Origin of the sequence: Actomonas spartinae (assembly GCF_051209155.1) — a bacterium.
Taxonomy (GTDB): Bacteria; Verrucomicrobiota; Verrucomicrobiia; order Opitutales; family Opitutaceae; genus Actomonas.
In genome coordinates this window covers 1,019,916-1,038,732 of record NZ_JBPJGB010000001.1, presented here as the reverse complement: position 1 = coordinate 1,038,732, position 18,817 = coordinate 1,019,916, and the positions used below count along the sequence as shown (strand labels likewise).

Genomic DNA, 18,817 nt, shown 5'->3' with positions numbered 1-18,817 from the left:
AACCACCGCCAATCACCGTTTTGCCAATGCCTGGCTTTTTACGTTTTCAGAACTCGATGCCGCGCTGCGCCTGCACGCCAACGGCGAACGGGTGCTTCACTTCCTGCATCTCGGTCACCAGGTCGGCGCTCTCCACCAAGGCATCCGGCGCGTCGCGTCCGGTGATCACCACGTGCTGCATCGCGGGTCGACTCACCAGAGCCGACAACACGCGCGCCAACGGCAGGTAGTCGAGGTGCAGCACGACATTGAGCTCATCGAGCACGACGAGGCTCACGCTCTCGTCCTGCATGGCGGCTTCGGCGATCGCCCAACCTTTTTCGCACAACGCGATGTCGGCGGCACGATCCTGCGTGTCCCACGTGAATCCCCCCCCGCAGGCATGCCAGGTCAATTGGTCGCAACGCAGCACCTTCTCCGCCGCGTCGGGCGTCGCTTTGATGAACTGCACCACCACCACTTTGCCGCCATAGGCCAGCGTCCGCGTGATGACGCCGAAGGATGCCGTCGACTTTCCCTTGCCGTTGCCCGTGTTGACGATGACCAGGCCGCGCTTGTCGCGGGCGATCTTCATCTTCGCCTTCATCTTCACCTGCAACGCAGCCATCTCGCGCTGATGCTGCGCATCGTCGCGGGTAGCCTTCGTTGGCTTCGAGTCGTCTTCGTTCATGGCAGTTCGAGAATCATGCTTGGTGCTTCGCGCATACGCACGCCGAATACTTGTCGCACGCGTGCTTCCGTCAGCACCTCGGCCGGCGCGCCCACCGCGGCCAAGCGACCCCGGTCCAGCATCACCACCAAATCCAAACAATGCGCGATTCGCAGATCATGCAGCGAAAACACCACCGTCGCGCCCGCCCGCGTGAGTTGCCGGGCCCGCATCAGGACCTCCAATCCGTGCCGCACATCCAACGACGCCAAAGGTTCATCCCAAAACTGCAGCGGCGCGTTGTTGGCCAGCGCGCGGGCCAGCATCACCCGCTGCCGTTCGCCGCCCGACAGGCGATTCACCGGTCGCTCCGCGATTCCCGTGAGATCCATCGCCGCCAACGCTTCCTCCACGCCGGCCGCATCGTCCCCGTGCGCAAAGCGGCCCTGCGCCACCACCGAACGCACGCTGAAGCCAAACCCAAAACTCGCTTCCTGCGGCACCCACGCCGCCCGACGGCCGCGCTCCGCAAAGTCAATCTGCGCCAAGGACTCGCCCGACCATCGCACCTCCCCCGCACTCGGCAACAGTCCGGCCGCCACGCTCAACAGCGTCGACTTGCCGCTGCCATTCGGCCCGACCAGCCCGATCATCTGCCCGCGCATGAACGCCAGGTCCATCGCCTGCAGCCGGCCCTCCACCGCAATCCCCTGCAGCTCCAGCACCGTCATGCGAGGCCCTCCACCGCAGATTGTTTTACAGGAGGGAACATAGGGGAACAGAGCCACTCCTCTGAAACGTTTTGAACAAACCCGCTGCCTCTAGGCCTCTGTTGCCCTCCGTTCCCTCCTGTAAAATTCATCGTGCCGCAGGCGTTCATGCTTCCGTCCTCCGCAGCATCCACAGGAAGAACGGCCCGCCCACCAGCGCGGTGACGATGCCGAGGCGCACGTTGCCGGCGGTGCGCCCAAGCACATCGCACAGCAACACGAACGCCGCGCCGCCCAACAGGGAGATCGGCACCAGCCGCCGGTGCTCCGGACCAAACACGAGTCGCAAGAGGTGTGGCACCACCAGCCCCACGAAAGCCACCGTGCCCGCGACCGCTGTGGCCAACGCCGTCAGCACGGTCGCCAGGATGAGCATGCGACGCTGCACGCGGCGCACATCGACGCCAAGCGACTGCGCCTCCACCGCACCCAAGCTCAACAGATCCATTTTGCGCCCCATCGGCCACAACAACGCCGCGCCGATCACCACGGGGGAGGCCATCCAAACGTGATCCCACGTGCGATCCTCGAGTCCACCGAGCAGCCAAAAAATGATCTGCGCGTTGCGCTCATAACTCAGCGTGAAGTTGGACAACACGTAACTCGTCACCGCGCCCAACAGCGCGTTCAGCGCCACGCCCGCCAGCAGCAGTCGCTCCGTGCTCGCGCCGCGTTTGGCAAGGCCCACCACGGCGAGCGTGGATAGAAACGCACCCACCACCGCCGCCGCCGGCACCGCGTAAAGCGACGCCGTCGCCCAACCGGCCGAGATCGCAATCACCGCCCCCGCCGAACCGCCGGCACTCACACCGAGCAAACCCGGACTCGCGAGGCTGTTGCGAAAAAACGCCTGCATCACCACGCCGCTCGCCGCCAACGCCGCCCCGATCTCGATCGCCACGATCGCCCGCGGCAGGCGGATGTTGCCCACCACCGTGCGCGCGAGTTCGTCCCCCTCGATCACCGCCGCCCACAACATCCCCATGTCGCCCACGCCCAAGGCAGCGATCAACGCCACCACCAGCGCTGCCGTCATCCACAGGTAGGGCGCGATCGCCGATCGCGCCAAACGCGTTGCCCCGTCGACCTCACTCATCGGCAAACACTTCCGGATGCAGCTCGCGCGCGAGCTGTTCATACGCCGCCACGCGATGATGCGACACCGCGCTCAACATCCACGGCGCGATGAGCGCGACCCGCCGCTCCTTGACCGCCGGCATGAAGCGATAGGGCGTCAGCGCGACATACGGTTCCAACGCCGCGGCGGCATCGTGGCCCGCGACCACCAGCTTCTCCACCGGCCACGCCAACATCTGTTCGCGCGGAATCTCACCGTGCCCGATCACCCCACCCAAGGTCGTGGCGAGATTCACGGCTCCCGCATGGTCACACAGATCCTGAAAGGTCGTGCCTGCTCCGCCAATCACCCCATAGGTCGATGGCGCGATCACCTTCACCGGCCGCACCCCGACCAGCTTGCGCGCCAGCGCTGCGGCCCGCGCCGAGGTTTTTGCGATGACCTTCTCCGCGCGTTCCATCGCCTCCGGGCCCAGTTCCGCGGCCAGCATCCGCAGGTTGGCATAGGCGTCGTCGAGCGTGCGGTAGCGCGTGAACTTCAGCACCCGCACACCCGCGCGTTCGATCTGTTTCACGAGGTCGGCGCGGCTGTAATCAGCCACCAGCACCAAGGTCGGCCGATACTGCAGAATGTTCTCCGCATCGCCGCCTTTGATGAGCACCGGGAAGTCCCGCGCCGCCTCGACCACCGCGGAGAAATCCCGCTCGCGCGCCAAATGGCTCAGCGACGCGATCTGTTCCGGCGCGGCGACCGCGAGCAACAGTTCATCGGTCCCGACCGTCTGCGAAACCACCCGCACCGGTTCGGCGGAGCAGAAGCTTAGGCCCACGAAAAGACCCGAAAAGGCACGAAAAGACCGAACCATGATGGTCAATATTCGGGGGCGATTCATCCGGTCCAGTTTCGTGACTTTCGTGTGTTTCGTGGGCCCACCCCATCAATACACCCACTCGACGCCGACGTAGCCGCCGATGCCGGGCTGGGGATAGCCATGGACCTGTTCGTAGCTGGCGTCGAAGGCGTTCTCGATCCGGGCCCGCAGCTTCACATTGGGGCGCGCCTGCCAGGCGCCGTAGAAGCGGGCGACCAGGTAGTCCTCCGCCTCGATCGTGCTGAAGTTCGACGCATGCACATCCTGGCGGTCGGCCACAAAACCGACCCCGGCGCCGAGATCGAAGCCGTTGCCAAAGTCGTGCCAGAGGTCGACCCCACCGGAGTGCCGCGGGCGGCGCAGCAGGCGGATGCCCTGCGACAGATTGGCGGCCTCGAGGTAGGTGTAGTTGGCCTTGATGAGGGTCTCCGCGCCAAGCGACCAGCTCAGGCTGGACTCCACGCCGCGCATGCGCGCGCGCTCCACGTTGGCGGTGGTGCCCGGAAACACGCCGAAGTCGAAGATGATCAGGTCATCGTAGTTGGAATCAAAATACGTGACACTGGCGGCGCCCTGTCCGTCGGCAAAGGTGGCATCCACGCCCACATCCCAACCGTCGGCCTCTTCCGGCTTCAGGTTCGGGTTGCCGGCGTAATACGAGCTCTCGCCGTAGAGATCGAGGAAGCTCGGCGAGCGGAAAGCCGTGCCGTAACTTCCGCGCAGTTTCACGCGATCCGGCACGACCTGCCAGGCCAGCGTGGCGCGGCCGGTGGTGGCGCGACCAAAGGTATCGTGATCATCACTACGCAGGCCGAGCGTCAGCCAGGCGGTCTCACCCAGATCGATCTCGTCCTGGGCGAAGAAGGCCAGCAACGACTGGCTCTCGTCGATGTCGCCGAAGCCGTCGTTGCGGGTGTGGTTGGCCTCGGCGGTGAAACCGGCGGTGAAACGATGCCCGGCCAGGCCGGTGTAGGAGGCCTGACCGTCGAGCACACCGCGGCGGTTCTTCACCGTCGTGACCTGCGTGCCGAACGCGCCCGGGTTGGTGGAGACGAACTCGCGCATCTGGCCGCCCAGCGTGAGTCGCGCGGTCAGGTCTTCACCCGCGGTGAACTCCACAAACGCCGTGGCGAGCCAGTTGCTCTCGTCCTCGGTGTTGTCGGGGTCGTTGGTGAAACGCGTGCCGGGCGATTCGTAGCGCCCCTCAAAACCACGCACCGTCGCGCCGATGACGGCGCCGTTGGCGAGCCGCTGGTCGACGCGACCGACGAGATTGGCACTGTCGAAGGCGTTGTGCGGTCGGTCGTTGTCGGTGTGACCGCCGGTGAGCGAGAGCACGTAGGACGTATCGCCGCGTTCGCCCTGGGTGTGCACCGAACCCTGCACGGTGCCGAACGATCCGGCCTCAAAACTGAGGCGCGAACTCGCATCACCGGAACCGGGTTGCGCCGCGATCGCCACGACGCCGCCCATGGCCTCGCCGCCATAGAGCGTGCTCTGCGGTCCGTGGGACACCTCGAGGCTGTCGCAGGCACTCAGGCAGGAGCCGCCGAGGAACAGGTTGTAGTCGGTATTGGGATCGTTGAGGCGGATGCCATCGACGAGGAACAAGGTCTGGTTGGAGTTGGAACCGCGCAGGAACAAGGAGGCCGAGGCCCCCAGCGCGCCCGAGGCGAAGTTGGGCGTGCCCGGCACCGTGCCGAGCGCCCCCGCGAGCGTGTTGACCTGACGGCGCTGCAGATCGGCGGCCGAGATCACATCGACGGCCGAGCCCAGCTGCGCGGCCGACACGGGCGTGCGCGTGGCCGTCGTGATGAACGGATCGAGTTCGGTCGCAGGCGCGGTTTGCGCCGAGGCCGAAAAGGCGAGAACGGAAGCCACCGCGGCGGCTCCGAGAACGGAAGGTTTCATGGGAATACGAATCACTGACTCTTCTGGGTAAGAGCAGATTCGCGGTTCCCGCGGATGTATCATCCGGCGAACTTCGCTGGGCTGCCCTCACGCTTCATTTTTGCGATGAAGGTTGCACGTCGGCCGCGCGCAAAAGTTTCGCGGCCCACGCGTGAGCACCTCGAGACACCGTGTTCGGACTTCCCACTTCCCCGTTCGCGCCTCGCGCGAGCGTGCCTCCGCCCCGCCTTCACCGCCGATGGATTCTCTTCGTGCGCCGAACCACTGTAGCCGGCCTCGGTGAGGCCGGTCCGGGGTCAACGCCCCCGGCTACAACGGAAACAACATAGAAAAGATTCCTTCGTCGATTGGCTTTACTCCAACTCGCACGGAAGCGAGCTGGATGGAGCTTTGGACTGGTGAGTTACCGCAGCGCAACTGTGGCCGAGTTTCACGACCTTCCCTGCGCCTCGAAGCGATTTGCGAAAGAACCCGAGCACTCTCCGCCCCCCGGTCTCGATAAAGCAACCCCCAACCTTGCGCATGACTTGCGGCCGTTCCGTCGCATCTTGGCCCTGTTCACAAAAATCATATCATCGCATTTTAATGTAATGATATGTTACTTGCATCCGATAGCTTAATGGCCTTCAACAGACCCCCCATGTCCGCAACGTTTGCCGAATCTCCCTCTACCACCGCACTCCGCGAGCTTTTCGCCCAACGGATCGCCGTGCTCGACGGCGCCATGGGTTCTGTCGTGCAGGGCTACAAGCTCACCGAGGCGCACTTTCGCGGCGAACGCTTCGCCGATCACCCGCAGGACCTGCAGGGCAACAATGACCTGCTCTGCCTCACCCGGCCCGACATCGTCGAGGAAATCCACGCCCGTTACTTCGCGGCCGGAGCCGATATCGTGGAGACCAACACCTTCAGCGCCACCACCATCGGCCAGGCCGACTACGCGCTCGAATCCGCCGTCGCCGACATCAACACCGCCGCCGTCGCCTGCGCCCGCCGCGCCGCCACCGCCGCCGAGGCCGCCACCCCCGGCCGCCGCTGCTTCGTCGCCGGGGCCATCGGTCCGCTCAACCGCACGCTCTCGATGTCACCCGACGTCAACCGGCCTGACTACCGCGCCGTCACTTGGAGCCAGGTCGTCACCGCCTACACCGAGCAGGTGCGCGCGCTCATCGCCGCCGGCGCCGATGCCCTGCTGGTTGAAACCATCTTCGACACGCTGAACTGCAAGGCCGCCCTCTTCGCCATCGAGACCGTGTTCGAAGAAACCAGCACGCGGCTCCCGATCATGATCAGCGTCACCATCACCGACGCCTCCGGCCGCACGCTCTCCGGTCAAACCATCGGTGCGTTCTACCACTCGATCCGCCACGCCAAACCTTTCAGCGTCGGCATCAACTGCGCGCTCGGCGCCAAGGAAATGCGCCCCTATCTCGAGGAGCTCGCTGGCGTCGCCGAATGCGCCGTCACCTGCTACCCCAACGCCGGCCTGCCCAACGCCTTTGGCGGCTACGACGAAACGCCCGAACACATGGCGCATGACCTCGCCGCCTTCGCCCACGCCGGCCTCGTCAACCTCGTCGGCGGCTGTTGCGGCTCCACCCCCGACCACATCGCTGCCATCGCCGCGGCCGTAAAATCCCTCCCGGCCCGCGCCATCCCGGCCCGCCGCAGCGAACTCCGCCTCTCCGGTCTCGAACCCCTCGTCGTCGCTTAAAGATTCACCTGCTCCGGACATCAGTGCGTAGTCCCGCCGACGCGGGACGAAGCCATCCGTGTCCGTCCGTGGTTAAAAACAAGTTCCAGTGACCAACGCTGCCTCCTCCTTTCTCGTCGTCGGTGAACGCACCAACATCACCGGCTCCCCGCGTTTCGCCAAACTGCTCAAAGCCGGCGACTGGGATGGCTGTCTCGCCATCGCCGCCCAACAGGTCGAAAACGGCGCCAACATCATCGACATCAACGTCGACGAGGCGCTCATCGACGGCGAGGCTACCATGGTCAAGTTCCTGAACTTGATCGCCGCCGAGCCCGACATCGCCCGCGTCCCGATCATGCTCGATTCCTCCAAGTGGAGCGTGCTCGAAGCCGGCCTGCAGTGCCTCCAGGGCAAGGGCATCGTCAACTCGATCTCCCTCAAGGACGGCGAGGAGACCTTCCTCCAGCGTGCCCGCCTGCTCATGCGCTACGGCGCCGCCGCCGTCGTCATGGCTTTTGACGAACAGGGCCAGGCCGCCACCCGCGACGACAAGGTCCGCATCTGCACCCGTGCCTACCAACTGCTCACCGGCATCGGCTTCCCGCCCGAGGACATCATCTTCGATCCCAACATCCTCACCGTCGCCACCGGCATCGACGAACACAACAACTACGCCGTCGATTTCTTCGAGGCCACCCGGATCATCAAAGACACCCTGCCCCGCGCCAAGGTCTCCGGCGGCGTCTCCAACGTCTCCTTTTCCTTCCGCGGCAACAACCCCGTGCGCGAGGCCATGCACACGGCCTTCCTCTACCACGCCATCCGCGAAGGCATGGACATGGCCATCGTCAACGCCGGCATGCTCGGCGTCTACGACGAGATCGAACCCACCCTGCGCGACCTCGTGGACGACGTCCTCCTCAACCGTCGCGACGACGCCACCGAGCGCCTCATCGACCACGCTGAGAAACTCAAAGCCGAGGCTGAAGCCGCCAAGGCCGGCGGTGCCGTCGCCGACAAACCCGCCGCCGCCGCCTGGCGCGACCTGCCCGTCGCCGAGCGTATGAGCCACGCGCTCGTGAAAGGCATCGACACCTTCATCGAGGCCGACACCGAGGAGTGCCGCACCGATCCGCGTTACCCGCGCCCCCTCGACATCATCGAAGGCCCGCTGATGGACGGCATGCGCGTCGTCGGCGACCTCTTCGGCGCCGGCAAGATGTTCCTGCCGCAGGTCGTCAAATCCGCCCGCGTGATGAAGAAGGCCGTCGCCTACCTCACGCCCTTCATGGAGGAGGAGAAGAAACAGGCCCAGGCCGCCGGGCGCGCGACCAAGGCGCAGGGCAAGTTCCTCATCGCGACCGTCAAGGGCGACGTGCACGACATCGGCAAGAACATCGTCGGCGTCGTGCTCGCCTGTAACAACTACGAGGTGATCGACATGGGTGTCATGGTCCCCTGCGACAAGATTCTCGCCAAGGCCAAGGAGATCGGCGTCGACGTCATCGGGCTCTCCGGTCTCATCACCCCGTCCCTCGACGAGATGGTGCACGTCGCGAAAGAGATGAAACGCGAAGGTTTCGACATTCCGCTCCTCATCGGCGGCGCCACCACCAGCCTCGCCCACACCGCGGTCAAGATCGCACCGGCCTACGAACACGGCGTCGTGCACGTGCTCGACGCGTCCCGCGTCGTCAACGTCGTCAGCGCCCTGCTCAGCGACGAACAGAAACCCGCCTTCCTCGCCGAGAACACAGCCAAGCAGGAGAAACAGCGTCAGGACTTCGCCGACCGCCAAAACCGCAAGCCGCTGCTGCCGCTGGCCACCGCGCGCCAACGCGCCCCGCGTTTCGACTGGGACACCGTCGACATCCCGACGCCCGCGTTTCTCGGAACGAAGATATTCTCCGCTGTAGCCGGGCTCGGTGAGCCCGGTCCGGGGTCAGCGACCCCGGCTACAATTTCCCTCGAGGAAATCATCCCCTACATCGACTGGCGGCCGTTCTTCTCCACCTGGGAACTGCACGGGCGCTATCCCGACATCCTCACCGACGAGGTCGTGGGCGAAGAGGCGACCAAGCTGTTTCACGACGCCCAGGCCATGCTGCAGTGCATCGTCGCCGAAAAACGCTTCAAGCCGCGCGCCGTGATGGGTTTCTACCCGGCCAATGCGGTGGGTGACTCGGTCGAGGTCTACGCCGACACCAAACGTAACCAACTTCTCGATACATTCCACTTCCTGCGGCAGCAGAATCCGAAGCCGGAGAACCAGTTCAACCACTGCCTCGCGGACTACATCGCGCCGCGCCACAGCGGTCGCCTCGACTACCTCGGCGGCTTCGCCGTCACCGCCGGGCCCGAGGTCGAAACCTGGTCCGCGGAGTTCAAGGCCGCTGGCGACGACTACAACGCCATCATGGTCCAGGCACTGGGTGACCGCATCGCCGAAGCCATGGCCGAACTCTGCCATAAAAAGGCCCGCGACTTCGCCGGCTACGGCTTGGACGAGGACCTCAGCATGGAGCAGATCATCCGCGAGAAATATCGCAGCATCCGTCCGGCGCCCGGTTACCCGGCCTGTCCCGACCACACCCAGAAGCCCCAGCTCTGGCAGCTCATGGACATCGAGGCCGCCACCGGCATCGCGCTCACCGAATCCTGCGCCATGACCCCCGGCAGCAGCGTGAGCGGTTTTTACTGCGCGCATCCCGAGGCCAAGTATTTCGCCGTGGGCCGCCTCGGCAAAGACCAGGTCGCCGACTACGCCGAACGCAGCGGCCGTGATCGCGCCGACGTCGAACGCTGGCTCGGCCCCTACCTCGACTACTGATCGCGCTGGTTGGCGGCGGGAGCCCCCGCGCAGCGAAACTTTCATCGAGTTTCATTTTGCGCAGGCCGAGGTCGACCGAGACGGTTAACTCACGCCTCCCCGGCGTTGGTTACCCCTACCCCGCCATGCAGCTCATCGACCTCTCCCATCCGCTGGAGCACGGCCAGCTCAACTTCCCCTACGATCCCAAGATCAGCGTGCTGGTGCACAACACTGTCTCGTCGATCGGCTACAACATGACTCAGGTGAGCCTGGCCAGCCACCAAGGCACGCACCTTGACGCGCCGTTCCATTTTTACGACGACGGCAAGACCATCGATCAGATGGACCTCGCGCAGTTCTACGGTCCGGCCCACCTCGTCGATCTCGCCCCCGGCGGCGCGCTGGCTCCCGGCACCGAGCTGACCGTGGCCATGTTTGAACCGCACGCCGCCAAATTCACGCCCGGGGCCAAGATCGTTTACCGCACCGGCTGGGATCGCCAATTCGGCACGCCGGAGTTTTTCAGCGCCTTCCCCACCCTCACCCTCGACGCTGCCCGCTGGATCGCCGCGCGCGGCATAGGTATGCTCGGCATGGATACACCGACCCCGAGCGTCGACTGGAAGGAATGCCACCTCATCCTGCTCGGCCCCGGCGTGGAGATCGTCATCGTGGAAGCCCTGCGCGGCCTCGAACGCCTGCCCGAGCAGTTTCTGTTCATGGGTTTCCCGCTCAACCTCAAAGGCCGTGACGGCTCGCCCATCCGGGCGGTTGCCGCGGTGAACGGCGATGCCAGCTGAACCGACCCCCAAACGTTTCGCCGGCCGCGTGGCCCTCGTCACCGGCGGCGCCAACGGCATCGGGCGCGCCATCGTCGAGGAGCTGTGCGCCGAGGGCGCGGCTGTGGCCATCGCCGATCTCGACCCCGCCGCACCCGAACTCGCCGCGGCCTTGAAGAACGCGGGCCACCACGTGCGGGTATGGACGGGCAACCTCGCCGATGAAGCCTTCGCCACCGCGTTTGTGAACGAGGCCGCCGATCACTTTGGTCGAATCGATTTTCTGGTGAACAACGCCTTCTCCTTCACCGCCAAGGCCGACGACGCCACGCAGGCGGATTGGGAACGCAGCCTGTTCAGCGGCCCGGTGGCCTACGCCCGCACCGCGGCTGCGGCGCGACCGCACATGGGCCGCAATGACCGCGGCGGCGCCATCGTCAACTTGTCGAGCATCTCCGCCTTCGCCGCCCAACCGCATCGTTGGACCTACAACGCCGCCAAGGGCGCCGTGCATACGCTGACCCGTTGCATGGCCCTCGACTTCGCCGGCGATCGCATCCGCGTCAACAGCGTCAGCCCCGGCTGGATTTGGACCCGCGAGGTGCTCAACGCCGCCAATCTCGACGGCGGCGGCCGGGAGAAGTGGGATCCCATCTGGGGCGAATATCACATGCTCGCTCGCTGCGGCGAACCGCGCGAGGTCGCCCGCCCCGTGCTGTTTTTGCTCAGCGACGACGCCTCCTTCATCACCGGCACCGACCTGCCGGTCGACGGCGGCTACCAAAGCATGGGCCCCGAGGGGCTCGGCAAAACCACCGTCATCGCCGGCAGCGAATAACCCACCCCGTGACCACCGACATCTCTCCCTTCCCTCCGCAGGACAATCCGTCGTGGCCCGATCAGGTTGCGGTCATCACTGGCGGCGCCGATGGCATCGGCTTCGCGATCGCCGCCCACCTGCACGGGCTGGGGGCCACCGTGGTGCTGCTCGACAATCGCGCCGATCCCGTGGAGGCTGCCGCCGAGCGACTCGGGGCTCGTGCCCACGCCGTCGTGGCCGACGTCGCGCTGGCCGAGTCGGTCGACTCCGCGCTGGCCGCGGTGCAGCAACAGCACCGCCACATTGACATCCTCGTCAACTCCGCCGGCATCACCGGCCGCACCGGCATCAAGAGTCACGAGGTCGACCCGGCTGATTTTGAGCGGGTGCTGCGCATCAACACCACCGGCTCCTTCCTCACCAGTCGCGCCGTGCTGCCGGTCATGGTCGCGCAAGGCTACGGCCGCATCCTGCACATCGCGTCCATTGCCGGCAAAGAAGGCAACGCCGGCATGCTGGCTTACTCCTGCTCCAAAGCCGCCGTCATCGCCATGGCCAAGGTGCAGGGCAAGGAATATGCCGGGACCGGCGTGTGCATCAACGCCCTCGCCCCCGCCGTCGTGCGCACGGCCATGGTCGCAGCCATGCCGCCCGAGCAGGTGGATTACATGACAGCCAAAATTCCGATGCAGCGCTGCGGCGAACTGGACGAGATCGCCACCCTCGCCGCCTTCATCGTTTCGCCCGCCACCCGCTTCACCACCGGCTTCACCTGGGACTTCTCCGGCGGTCGCGCGGTTTACTAAATCCTCACAAACCCACCGCGGGCAGTTGCACCAACAGGAGCTGTTCCACCTCGGCGGCAGGCATGGCCTTGCTTTCTACCCCGCAGGTCAGCACCACCATGTGCCCGGAATCCGGATACGTAGCCAGCACCTGACCGCCCTGCCCGTAGGCCATCCTCACGGGTTGGCCGTCGGCCGTCCGACGCAGCCACCAGCTGTAGCCAAAACCCGGCACCCGGGCGTCACCCCCGCGTCGATCCCGCCATGAGTCCTCCGCCCATCCCGCCGGCAGAATCCGTTGCCCGTCCACCACGCCGTCCTGGAGATAGAGTTGCCCCAGTCGCAGCAAATCCCGCGGCACCAGCCACAACTCAGATCCGCCGAACCACGCTCCCGCCGGATCGCGGTGCCACCGCCGCACGCTGATCCCGAGCGGCGCACACAGCTCCTTCTCGGCAAACTCAAAGAGCGACTCTTCCACCACCCCGGCCAGCGCCCCCGCCACGAGATGCGTCTGCGCCGTGCTGTAGAAAAACTGCTTCCCCGGTGCATGCACCAACCGGTCGTGCACCACCGCCCGCACCCAATCGTCTTGGCGAAACAGCGCCCCCAGTCGCTCGTCCGGCGTGCGATAGCCACTGCGCATCGTCATGAGTTGCTCCACGGTCACCCGGCGCCGAACGTCATCGACCGGCAGATCGGCGTAGTGCGCCGGAATGAGCTCAGCCACCTCGCGTTCAACGGTATCCAAGTCGCCGCGCTGCAGAGCCACCCCGACCAGCGTGGTGATCCACAGTTTGCCAATCGACTTGAGGTTGGCGGGCGTTTCGGCGTCGCGGCCATGAAAGTAGGACTCGTGAATCAGCCACCCCTCCCGCGCGACCAGGAGGCTGTAGGCGCGCGGATCCACGCCCCACTCCGCCGCCACCCGATCCAACGCCGGATTGGCTCCTTCCGCCACTTCCCATGCAAAAGCCGGTCGCGGCGGCTCGCTCACCACGTACCGGACCAAGCGACCACGCGTCGCCGAGGCCGACGGTGCTGGCGGTCGCAGCCACAAGGCGCCGACCACCCCAAGCACGAGCACCACCATAACGCCCCGTTGCCAAGCGCTCAACCGATTGGGCTCAATGATGGATTCCGGTGGCGCGGACGAAGGAGCCATGGGCCGAGCCTGCGCGGCGGGCATCGTTCAGCAAGGCCGCACACATATTGGGCTGCATGTCGGCCCGATCCCCGTTTGGCTTCGCCCCTCACCCTTCTCCCTGCCCCATGAATCGACGCACTTTTGTTTCTTCTCTCGCGGTCGCCGGCGCCGCCGCGGCCACGTCCTCTCGTTTGTTTGGCGCCACGGGCGGCAAGCGCCCCACCCTCGGCATCATCGGCTGCGGCTGGTATGGCGGCGTGAACTACAACGTCTTCACCCGCTGCGGCGACTTCGAGGTCACCGGCCTCGCCGACGTCAACACCAACAACCTCAAAAAGACGCTGGAGCTGGTCGCCCAGCACCAGCAGGAGGTGCCGCAGACCTACGCCAACTACCGCGACATGTTGGCCAAAAATCCGCCCGACATCGTCATCATCGCCACGCCCGATCACTGGCACGCGCTGCAAACGATCGACGCCATCCAAGCCGGTTGCGACGTGTTCCTTGAAAAGCCCATCGGCGTCGATGTCATCGAGGGTGAGGCCATGGTCGCCGCCGCCCGCAAATACGACCGCGTCGTGCAGGTAAACACCCAACGCCGCAGCAACCCCCTCTACCTCGAAGCGCGGGACAAATACATGCTCAGTGACCGTATGGGCAAAATCTCGCTCGTCGAGACCTACAGCTACCTAGGTATCGAGGGTTACTCCGCCGGCCCCCGCCCGACCGTGCCCGTGCCGGATCACCTCGATTACGAGACCTACGCCGGCCCCGCCGAGAAGCAGCCCTATAAGGAAATCATCGAAGACCGCGGCTGGCGTTCCTTCATGGCCTACGGCAACGGCATCATCGGCAACGTTGGGGTGCACATGCTCGACAAGGTGCGCATGCTGATGGACCTGCGCTGGCCCGAATACGTGCATTCCACCGGCGGGATCTACGTGAACAAGAACTCGTTCTCGGACGTGTCCGACACGCAGCACAGCACCTTCCACTACCCCGACCTCGACGTGAGCTGGGAACACCGCCTGTGGGGCGCGTCGCCCATCCCGCAACGCCACTGGAGCGACCAGTGGGGCGCGCGCTTCCTCGGCGAACACGGCACGCTCAACCTCACCATGTATGAATACACCTTCACCCCGAAGGACGGCGGTGCGATCGAAGGTCGCAACATGATGTCGGAGAGCGGTGACTTGGAGAACATCAACTTCCGCAACGGCGGCGTGTTCCAAGTCGCCGAGGACAACCACGTGAAGGATTTCCTCGCCGCCCGCGAAACCCGCGGCCGTCCGCTGGCCGACATTGAGGAGGGCCACATCTCGAGCGCGATGTGCGAACTCGCCAACATGTCCGTCGCGCTCGGCCGCCCCGTCGCCTACGACCCGACGACCCGCACGGTGCCCGGTGATACCGAGGCCACCGCCAAACTCGCCCGTCCCTACCGCGCGCCCTACGAGCACCCGGATCCGGCCAAGGTGTAAGCTTTGTCCATGCCCCGCCCCGCCGGCCCGTCTAGGGCAGGCGCGGGATCGGCAGGTGCTCGACTCGAATCGGCGCCTGCAGGCGGCGCTGATCGGTGTAGAGTTCGACCACCAGGTTCAGGTCCTCGGGAAACGGCTCCGGGGATCTGAGCGTCATGATCGTCTGCTGATTGCTCCATGAGCTGCCGCCCTCGGTGGTTTCCCAGGGCACGCCGGACGGACGCAGCGCGCGCAGCTCTTTGATGAGCGGCTTGGCGAAGGGCAGCGTGACCTCGAGGTCGTAACCCTCGCCCCACTGGGCGGGACCGACGCGCCGGATGAGCGCACCTTCAACTTCGCCGGTTTCCTCGGTCGCGATTTTGGCAAAACCGAGCGGCACCGTTTCTGTTTCGTTCGCCACCGTGTAGATCAGTGTGCCGGTCAGGCGGCGCACTTCGCTCGCCTCGGCCGTCAGCCGCAGCGGCAGGTTGAACGTGACCGTGTCCTGCGGCTCGTTCATTTGCCCAAAGTTCACCCGGCGTTGGTGCTCATGCTCCGGCAGCAGCGACCTGCCCTGCTCATCCACCGCCGTGTCGATACGTGCCTCCTCGAAGGTGTTGATGCGCCCGCCGAAGCGCGCGACGAACGCCAGCGTGAGCCCGGGATCGGCATTGAAGGGTCGACTGAAGGAGCTGAGCTCCAGGTCGCGCACCAACTGGAGACCGGCGAGCTGGATCTTCACCGCACCATCGGCCGACGCCGGCGGCAACAGGCCGGGGATTTCGCGGGCAAAACCGAGAGCGGTCATCATCGCGGGGAACGCCGCCTCCGCCGCGGCGATCTCCGCCTCCACCGCAACCTGCGGCTCGCCCGTCGGGGCAAAAATCACATGCGGATCCTCATCGAGAAACCGGGTCATCGAAGCGCTGCGTCCCTCCACCCGGCCATGCTGGGTGAGGCTTTCCTCCGCCATCAGGCGAAAGAGCGTTTCATCCGCCATCGCGTCGTCGAGGCGTTGCACGAGATCCGCACCGTCCTTCTCGTAACGCAGGACGCCTCCCTCGGCGGCCACCAAGGCCTCACGTTCAATCTCTTCTCCGGCCGGCAAAGCGAAAGTCTTCACCACCCGCAGGTTCTCCAAGCTGGCTTCCATCATGCCGCGCATCTGTCCGTATTGCCGGCGCTGCTTGGCCATCTCCGCCGCGACGCGCTCTTCCGACGGCGGCTCCGCCGGCGTCATCGAGGAACCATAGGCGGACGGCTTCGCTGCGGCGCCGATGCGCAACTCGACCCGACCATCGTCGCGGTCCTGCCACACGACTTCGTAGCCGTTCACCGTCACGGCCCCATACTTCAGCCGGAGTTTTCGCAGGTCGCGAAAGTAGGCCACGCCGCCCACGACCAAATCGTTGTCATCGTCGATCTCGGCCCTGAGGTCCGACCAAGCCGCCACGCCCTCGCTTTCCTTGAGCATGGCAGTCACCACCTCTTTGAGTTTTTCCGGACCATCGAGGGACTGGCCCCCGATGGAAATCTGAAATCCGTCCGCCGATTTACGCAGCACGAAGCGCACCTTGCCGGAGCCATCGGGATTGAGGGTGTAGTGTTCCTCAACGTCCAGGCATCCGCTGACCAAACCGAACCAAGTGGCCAACACCAGAAAACGGAACACGTGGCGAATCGGGGCACATTCTTTCCACATGAACGACCACCCTACACCGCGGCGGAAGGCCGGGCAAGGCCTCCCTGCCCACTGCGCCGAACGCGGCGCCCTTTGTCTTTGATTTGAACCGTTGGTCCAAATTTCGACCCGACGGCCGGCTGGTCGTGCGATGCTTGCGACATCAACCCGCTCCAGAGCTCGTCCCCCATCTCGCCATGAAACTTCGTCACCTCTGCCAAATTCTTTTCGGCGCCCTGTTCGCCGTCGTCGCCGCCCAGGCCGCCGCTCCCGTCGGCCATTGGGAGGGTTCCATCCAACTGCCCGGCACGGAGCTCGGTATCCGCGTCGACCTTACAGCGGCCGACGCCGGCGCCATCGACATTCCGGTGCAGGGCCTGCGCGGTTTCGCGCTCGGTGACGTGTCCGCCACCCCCGAAGGCGTGTCGTTTGCCATGCCCAATATTCCGGGCAATCCCGTCTTCACCGGCACCTTCGACGAGAGCGGCGACCGAATCAGCGGCACGTTCAGCCAAAACGGACAGTCCTTCCCGTTCACCCTTGAACGCAAGTCCAACTCCAGTGCCGTCGAGGGCGAGACTCCGTCACAAGGCGTGACCGGCGAAGGCCTCGCCGGCCACTGGCAGGGCTCGCTGCAGGTTGGTCCCACCCAACTTCGTCTCGTCCTCAATGTGACGGCCGACGGCGACGCATTGACTGCCACGCTCGACAGCCTCGACCAAGGCGCCAACGGCCTGCCCGTCGCCGACCTCAAGCTCGATGATCAGGCGGTCAGCTTCGCGATGCCCGCGATCGGCGCCCGCTACGTCGGCACGCTCGCCGCCGACGGTTCCCAGATCGACGGCAAGTGGTCGCAAGGTCCCGGCACCCTGCCGCTGGTGTTCCGGCGCCTCGCGCAGGCCGCCAAACTCAACCGCCCGCAGGAACCCAGCAAACCCTATCCGTATCAGGAACAGGAGGTCACCTTCACCGGCGGCGCCCCCGACGTCACCCTCGCCGGCACGCTCACGATCCCGGAGGGCGACGGCCCGTTTCCGGCCGTGGTCCTGCTCACCGGCTCCGGCCCGCAAGATCGCAACGAAACCCTCATGGGCCATCGGCCGTTTCTCGTCTTGGCCGACCATCTCACCCGCCAGGGCATCGCCGTGCTGCGCTTTGATGACCGCGGCTTCGGCGCGTCGACCGGCAACTTCGCCGCGGCGACGCATCAGGATTTTGCCAACGACGGCGAATCCGCGTGGGCCTTCCTGCGCTCCCAGCCCAAAATCGACCCGGCGCGCGTCGGGTTGCTGGGCCACAGTGAGGGCGGCGTGTATGCGCCGATCATCGCGGGCCGTGAACCGGATGTTGCCTTTATCGTGATGCTGGCCGGCGTCGGCGTGCCGACCGAGGAGCTCCTCCAGCGCCAAGGCGACGACCTCATGCGCGTCAGCGGCATCAATGCCGAGGTGCGCCAACAACAACACGCCATCCGCGCCCAGCTCTTCGACACCGTGCGCCGACTTGGCCCGACGGAAGAAGCCCGCGCCGAGATTCGCCGCATCCTGGGCGAGGCCGTGGAGCGGTATACGCCGGAGCAACGCAACGCCATGGGCATGACCGACGGCGCGATCGAGCAGCAGGTGGCGCTGATGGCCAACCCGTGGTTTGTCGCCCTGCTCGACTACGATCCGGCAGAGGTCCTGCCGCAGGTGCAGTGCCCCGTGCTCGCGGTCAACGGCGAGAAGGACCTGCAGGTCGCCGCCACCGAAAACCTCGCCGGCATCCGCAAAGGCCTCGCCGCCGGCGGTAACGAAGACGTGACGATCCAAGCGTATCCAAATCTCAACCACCTCTTCCAAACCGCGCAAACCGGCGCCTTCAACGAATATGGCACCATTGAGGAAACGATGAGCCCGGTCGCGCTCGAAGCCGTCTCGACCTGGATCCTGAACCGGACCGATTCAAAAAATTAATGAAAGCCGCTCAATTTCAGCGCCGCGCGCACGGCCTGTGCTTTGTCAGGGGCAGCGCGGCATGAAATTGATCAAAGCCATCATCAAACCCTTCAAACTCGAAGACGTGCGGGTGGCCCTGGAAGCCCGCGAGGTGCACGGCCTCACCGTGACCGATGGCCAGGGCATGGGTCGGCAGAAGGGCCACGTGGAGATCTACCGCGGCAGCGAATACCTCGTCGGCCTGCTCCCCAAAACGATCATCGAAGTCGTCGCGCCCGCGGACCGGGTCCCGGCCATCGTGAGCACCATCGTGGAAACCGCGTCCACCGGACGCATCGGCGACGGCAAAGTGTTTGTCCTCCCGGTCGAGCAGGTCATTCGCATCCGCACCGGCGACACCGACCGCGCGGCGCTCTGAGGT

At 65.5% G+C, this 18,817-nt stretch carries 15 protein-coding genes; 8 read left to right on the top strand and 7 right to left on the bottom strand.

The annotated features are described in order from the left end of the window. Positions 1-46: 46 nt before the first annotated feature. The 5 genes from cobO to AC0MRV_RS04170 form a co-directional block, all read right to left on the bottom strand. On the bottom strand, positions 47-670 hold the full coding sequence (cobO, locus tag AC0MRV_RS04190) for a cob(I)yrinic acid a,c-diamide adenosyltransferase (RefSeq protein WP_472763179.1): 624 nt from the start codon (positions 668-670) through the stop codon (positions 47-49). Next, positions 667-1,380, bottom strand: coding sequence for an ABC transporter ATP-binding protein (locus AC0MRV_RS04185; protein ID WP_472763178.1), 714 nt, complete (start codon positions 1,378-1,380; stop codon positions 667-669). Before AC0MRV_RS04185 ends, cobO begins: the two co-directional genes overlap by 4 nt. A 145-nt stretch (positions 1,381-1,525) precedes the next feature. After that, positions 1,526-2,515, bottom strand: a complete 990-nt coding sequence (locus AC0MRV_RS04180; protein ID WP_472763177.1) for a FecCD family ABC transporter permease — start codon at positions 2,513-2,515, stop codon at positions 1,526-1,528. Then, a complete protein-coding gene (locus AC0MRV_RS04175) occupies positions 2,508-3,362 on the bottom strand; it encodes an ABC transporter substrate-binding protein (protein WP_472763176.1) in 855 nt (284 codons plus the stop codon). Before AC0MRV_RS04175 ends, AC0MRV_RS04180 begins: the two co-directional genes overlap by 8 nt. Positions 3,363-3,434: 72 nt before the next feature. Then, positions 3,435-5,279, bottom strand: coding sequence for a TonB-dependent receptor plug domain-containing protein (locus tag AC0MRV_RS04170; protein WP_472763175.1), 1,845 nt, complete (start codon positions 5,277-5,279; stop codon positions 3,435-3,437). 640 nt (positions 5,280-5,919) lie between these two features. Between AC0MRV_RS04170 and AC0MRV_RS04165 the strand changes: the two genes are divergently transcribed. The 5 genes from AC0MRV_RS04165 to AC0MRV_RS04145 all read left to right on the top strand — a co-directional run bounded on the left by AC0MRV_RS04165 (position 5,920) and on the right by AC0MRV_RS04145 (position 12,192). After that, complete coding sequence (locus AC0MRV_RS04165) at positions 5,920-6,993, top strand: homocysteine S-methyltransferase family protein (protein WP_472763174.1); 1,074 nt, start codon at positions 5,920-5,922, stop codon at positions 6,991-6,993. Positions 6,994-7,081: 88 nt separating this feature from the next. Further along, a complete protein-coding gene (gene metH / locus AC0MRV_RS04160) occupies positions 7,082-9,805 on the top strand; it encodes a methionine synthase (protein WP_472763173.1) in 2,724 nt (907 codons plus the stop codon). Between the two features lie 125 nt (positions 9,806-9,930). Further along, entirely contained in the window at positions 9,931-10,587 is a 657-nt protein-coding gene (locus AC0MRV_RS04155) for a cyclase family protein (protein ID WP_472763172.1), read from the top strand. Further along, the gene (locus AC0MRV_RS04150; RefSeq protein WP_472763171.1) at positions 10,577-11,404 is read left to right on the top strand and encodes an SDR family oxidoreductase; all 828 of its coding nucleotides are present in this window, start codon (positions 10,577-10,579) and stop codon (positions 11,402-11,404) included. Before AC0MRV_RS04155 ends, AC0MRV_RS04150 begins: the two co-directional genes overlap by 11 nt. Before the next feature lie 8 nt (positions 11,405-11,412). Next, positions 11,413-12,192, top strand: a complete 780-nt coding sequence (locus AC0MRV_RS04145; RefSeq protein ID WP_472763170.1) for an SDR family NAD(P)-dependent oxidoreductase — start codon at positions 11,413-11,415, stop codon at positions 12,190-12,192. A gap of 4 nt (positions 12,193-12,196) precedes the next feature. Here AC0MRV_RS04145 and AC0MRV_RS04140 read toward each other — a convergent pair whose 3' ends face one another. Then, on the bottom strand, positions 12,197-13,336 hold the full coding sequence (locus AC0MRV_RS04140; protein WP_472763169.1) for a serine hydrolase domain-containing protein: 1,140 nt from the start codon (positions 13,334-13,336) through the stop codon (positions 12,197-12,199). Between the two features lie 107 nt (positions 13,337-13,443). Between AC0MRV_RS04140 and AC0MRV_RS04135 the strand changes: the two genes are divergently transcribed. Further along, complete coding sequence (locus tag AC0MRV_RS04135; RefSeq protein WP_472763168.1) at positions 13,444-14,799, top strand: Gfo/Idh/MocA family protein; 1,356 nt, start codon at positions 13,444-13,446, stop codon at positions 14,797-14,799. Between the two features lie 31 nt (positions 14,800-14,830). Here the strand turns inward: AC0MRV_RS04135 and AC0MRV_RS04130 are convergent, their stop codons facing one another. Next, positions 14,831-16,480: a hypothetical protein gene (locus tag AC0MRV_RS04130; protein ID WP_472763167.1), complete on the bottom strand. Its 1,650-nt coding sequence runs from the start codon at positions 16,478-16,480 to the stop codon at positions 14,831-14,833. Positions 16,481-16,656: 176 nt separating this feature from the next. Here AC0MRV_RS04130 and AC0MRV_RS04125 point away from each other — a divergent pair, with 176 nt between their 5' ends. After that, on the top strand, positions 16,657-18,414 hold the full coding sequence (locus tag AC0MRV_RS04125; RefSeq protein WP_472763166.1) for an alpha/beta hydrolase family protein: 1,758 nt from the start codon (positions 16,657-16,659) through the stop codon (positions 18,412-18,414). A gap of 61 nt (positions 18,415-18,475) precedes the next feature. Next, complete coding sequence (locus AC0MRV_RS04120) at positions 18,476-18,814, top strand: P-II family nitrogen regulator (protein WP_472763165.1); 339 nt, start codon at positions 18,476-18,478, stop codon at positions 18,812-18,814. The last annotated feature ends 3 nt before the right edge of the window (positions 18,815-18,817 follow it).